General features: G+C 65.7%; 5 protein-coding genes. All 5 read right to left on the reverse strand.

Annotation, left to right across the window (positions count from 1 at the left end; all coding sequences use genetic code 11):
• Positions 1-248: transporter substrate-binding domain-containing protein (locus G154_RS00320; protein ID WP_237742474.1), on the reverse strand; the 248-nt coding region annotated here is incomplete at its 3' end.
• A gap of 98 nt (positions 249-346) precedes the next feature.
• Complete coding sequence (gene gluQRS, locus G154_RS00325; RefSeq protein WP_019511255.1) at positions 347-1,213, reverse strand: tRNA glutamyl-Q(34) synthetase GluQRS; 867 nt, start codon at positions 1,211-1,213, stop codon at positions 347-349.
• Positions 1,210-1,851: an MBL fold metallo-hydrolase gene (locus tag G154_RS00330; protein ID WP_019511254.1), complete on the reverse strand. Its 642-nt coding sequence runs from the start codon at positions 1,849-1,851 to the stop codon at positions 1,210-1,212. Before G154_RS00330 ends, gluQRS begins: the two co-directional genes overlap by 4 nt.
• A 74-nt stretch (positions 1,852-1,925) precedes the next feature.
• Entirely contained in the window at positions 1,926-2,588 is a 663-nt protein-coding gene (locus G154_RS00335; protein ID WP_312035554.1) for a polysaccharide deacetylase family protein, read from the reverse strand.
• Positions 2,589-2,638: 50 nt separating this feature from the next.
• Positions 2,639-3,703 carry an ATP-dependent DNA ligase gene (locus G154_RS00340; protein ID WP_023984978.1) on the reverse strand — a complete coding sequence of 355 codons (1,065 nt, stop codon included), beginning with the start codon at positions 3,701-3,703 and terminating at the stop codon, positions 2,639-2,641.
• Between the last annotated feature and the right edge of the window lie 113 nt (positions 3,704-3,816).

Consider the following 3,816-nt stretch of genomic DNA (forward strand, 5'->3'; position numbering starts at 1 on the left):
AATCGGTTGGCCTCCAGCGCGGCGAAGATCGAGTCCCATGGCGTCTCGACGAATTCGACCGGCACGCCGAGCTTTTCGCCCACGGCCTTGGCGACGTCGACGTCATAGCCGACGAGTTCGCCGGTCTTGGGGTCGTGGTAGCTGAACGGTGAGTACACGCCCTCGGTGCCCACCCGCAGCACACCCGCCGACTTGATCGGGTCGTCGCCGGCATCACCGGAGGAGCCGCAGCCGACGGCACCGGCCAGGGCGAGCGCACCGAGGAGAACGGCGAGCAGGACCCGCCGGAGGTTTCCGAACACGGCCGGACGGTAGCAACGCTCTCCCGTCGGGTACAGGGTTTCGCTCACATCGGGCGGTATACCCACGGTGTGCGGGGTAACCGCGCGGGATCGAATTCGGTGAGCATCTCGGAGACGGTGCGGCCGCGATAGCCCAGCGAATCGGCGATGAGGGTCAGCGCTCGGTCGACGCCGAGCTCGGACAGCGTCACGGCACCGTCCCGCTTGGCGAGCCGTTTACCCTCGGTGTTGAGCACCAGCGGCACATGGGCGTAGCGCAGCGGTGGGTAGCCGAGCAGGTTCGCCAGATACGCCTGCCGCGGTGAGGAGGACAGCAGATCGTCTCCGCGCACCACCTGATCGACACCGCCTGCGGCATCGTCGACGACGACGGCCAGGTTGTAGGCGGTCACGCCGTCCCCGCGGCGCAGCACGAAATCGTCCACCACGCCGGTGAACTCACCGTGCAACGCATCGGTGACGGTGAACGGGGCGTTGTCGCTGCGTAGCCGCAGCGCCGGCGGGCGATCGTGATCCGGTGGACTCACCCGATCACGGCATGTTCCCGGGTAGGCCCCCTCGGGTGCGTGCGGGGCACGTGGCGCAGCCAGAATGTCTTTTCTGCTGCAATAGCATTCGTAGACCAGTCCGCGTCGGCGCAGATCGTCGAGCACGGTGTCGTAGCGATCGGCGTGCGCGGTCTGGAACTCAGCCGGTTCGTCGGCGGTGACACCGATGGCCGCCAGATCGGCGAGCTGGCGGGTGGCCACCTCGGGGAATGTCCGATCGTCGAGATCCTCGACCCTGATCAGGAACCTTCGCCCCGTACTGCGGGCGAACAGCCACGCCAACACCGCGGTGCGCAGGTTGCCGATGTGCAGGTCAGCCGACGGGCTCGGCGCGAACCGGCCCGCGCCGGGTGGGCGGGTCACGCCAGCAATGTAACGCCTGTCCGGGCCTGTTCCACACACGCCGCCCACCGCCTGCCCGGCACCTGCACCGCCGAGTCGGCGGCAAAAGCACTCGAGATCACCAGATCGGGCTGCTCGTTGGACAGCAATCGCAGGCTGTCCCGCAGTGTCTTCGCGTCGCTGAAGCCGGGGAAGTAGCCTGCGGTCCAGGAACCGTCGGCCCCGAGGAAGATGGTGTCGCCGGTGAACAGATAGCTCTGCCCGTTGGCGCCGGGCACCAGATAACAGGTGCTGCCCGGGGTGTGGCCAGGGGTCGGGATCACCTCGATCCCGTTGTCGTCGACGTGGCGGTCGGACAGTGCGATGTCGATGGTGGCGTGCCTGCCGATATCGGCGTGCTCAACGGTCGGGGCATGCAGGACGGCACCGAAGCGGGACTTGATCCGGGCCAGCTGTGGGCCCGCCTCGTCCCGGTGGGACAGGTACTGGTGGGCAATGCCGCCGAGTGTGGAGATCTCGTCGAAGTCCGCGTCGGTCGCGGTGCTGTAGAACAGCACGTTGCCGGTCGCGGCTCCGGTCCACAGATAGGCGTGCGTGGTCAATCCGGGGAACGGGTTGTCGACCCGGGTCTCCCAAAGGTCGCTGCGGATCTGGCGCATGATGGATTCTCCTGGTGATTCATCGTGTGGATGGGCACCAGCCTGCAACCTGAACTATGGTTGAGGTCAACGCACTATCTGCCGCCGCCCATGGCCAGAAGCTGAGACACCGTCACAAACCGGTAGCCGGAACTGTTCAGCCGCTCGATGATCAGCGGTAACGCCGCCCTGGACTCGGACCGGCTGTCGACCAAGACGTGCAGCAGGACGATGGACCCCGGCCGCACCGATCGCACCGTCTGCTCGACGATGGCATCCCGGTCCGGGTTGCCCGCCGAGTCGGGCGCCACGTCCCACATGACCGTGACCCGGTCGCGGGCGGCCAGATAGCGGGGCAGCGTCCAGAGCTTCTTTCCGTAGGGTGGCCGAAAGGTCAACGGACCGTCGTACCCGGCCTGCAGGATCGCCTCGTCGGTATGTTCGATCTCGTCGGACACCGCGTTCTCGGATATGAACACCATCCGACGATGCGAATAGGAGTGGTTGCCGATCTCGTGCCCGGCGTTCGCTATTGCCGTGACCTGTTCGCGATGACGGTGCGCCTCCGACCCGTTCAGATAGAACGTCGCCGGCACATTCCTGGACGCAAGTAGCTCCAGTACCTCGGGTGTGTGATCGGTGGGGCCATCGTCGAAGGTCAGCGCGACCACTCTGGCATCGGTGTCGACCCTGCTGACAAGATGTCCCGCGAGTTGGAATGTTCTGGCGTTCATCACGGTGTACGTGCCTAGTGACACCGTCAATATCGTCACCAAAACCGCTACGGCCCAGGTGATCTTGCGCATGGTCAACCCAATCCTGGCACGATGTCCGCGAGGCGGAAGCTTGTCGGAACCTCGAGTTGCTCGAAGGTGCACGACCGCGGATCACGGTCCGGGCGCCACCTACCGAACTGGGCGGTGTGCCGAAACCGCTTTCCCTCCAACTGGTCGTACTTCGCCTCGACCACCCGCTCGGGTCGCAACGGGGTGAATGACAGGCTCTTGTCCGGATTCCAGCGTGAGTTCGCAGTACGGCGGACTGTCGGCTCGACCGGGACATGCGCCGCCCAATTCCACGGGTGCTCGTCGAAAGTGGTCACCAGTGGCTGCAATTCGTGGAACAACTCGCGGCGGCGCGCCATGGTGAACGCCCCGATGACTCCGACCGATGCCAGCGAACCATCGTCGCCGTAGAGGCCGAGCATCAGCGAACCGATGGCGTCATCGCCCGACTTGTGCAATCGATATCCGGCCACCACGCAGTCCGCCGTGCGAGCGTGCTTGACCTTGAACATGACTCGCTTGTCGGGTTGGTAGACGCCGTCGAGCGGTTTGGCGATCAACCCGTCCAACCCGGCGCCTTCGAAGTCGGTGAACCAGCGAGCCGCGGTGCCTTCGTCGGTGGTCGCCGGGGTGAGGTGGAAGGTGGGTCCGCGGTCGGTCAGTGCCGCGGTCAGTGCCGATCGGCGCCTGCTGAAGGGCTGCCCGGTCAGGTCCTCGTCACCGAGTGCGAGCAGGTCGAAGGCGATGAACGCTGCCGGGGTCTCGGTAGCCAGCTTGGTCACCCGCGACACCGCGGGATGCAGCCGCAACTGCAGCGCCTCGAAATCGAGTCCTGTGTTGCCGGCGATGACGATTTCACCGTCGACCACGCACCGCGGCGGCAACTCTGCGCGGGCCGCGGCGACGAGTTCGGGGAAGTAGCGCGTCAGCGGCCGCTCGTTGCGGCTGCCCAGCTCCACCTCGTCGCCGTCGCGGAACAGGATGGACCGGAAGCCGTCCCATTTCGGTTCATATGATGCACCGGGCGGTATCTCGCGCACGGGTTTGGCCAGCATCGGCGACACCGGTGGCATGACGGGCAGTCTCATCGTCATCGACGATAGACCTCGTGGCGGATACCACTTGCGTGACAGCCGCATTCGGCGTAGTGTCGAACACAAGTTCGAATGCGCCGCGGTTCCCGATCCTGGGATTTGGTGAG

Source organism: Mycobacterium sp. VKM Ac-1816D (assembly GCF_000416385.1).
Classification (GTDB): domain Bacteria; phylum Actinomycetota; class Actinomycetes; order Mycobacteriales; family Mycobacteriaceae; genus Mycobacterium; species Mycobacterium neoaurum_A.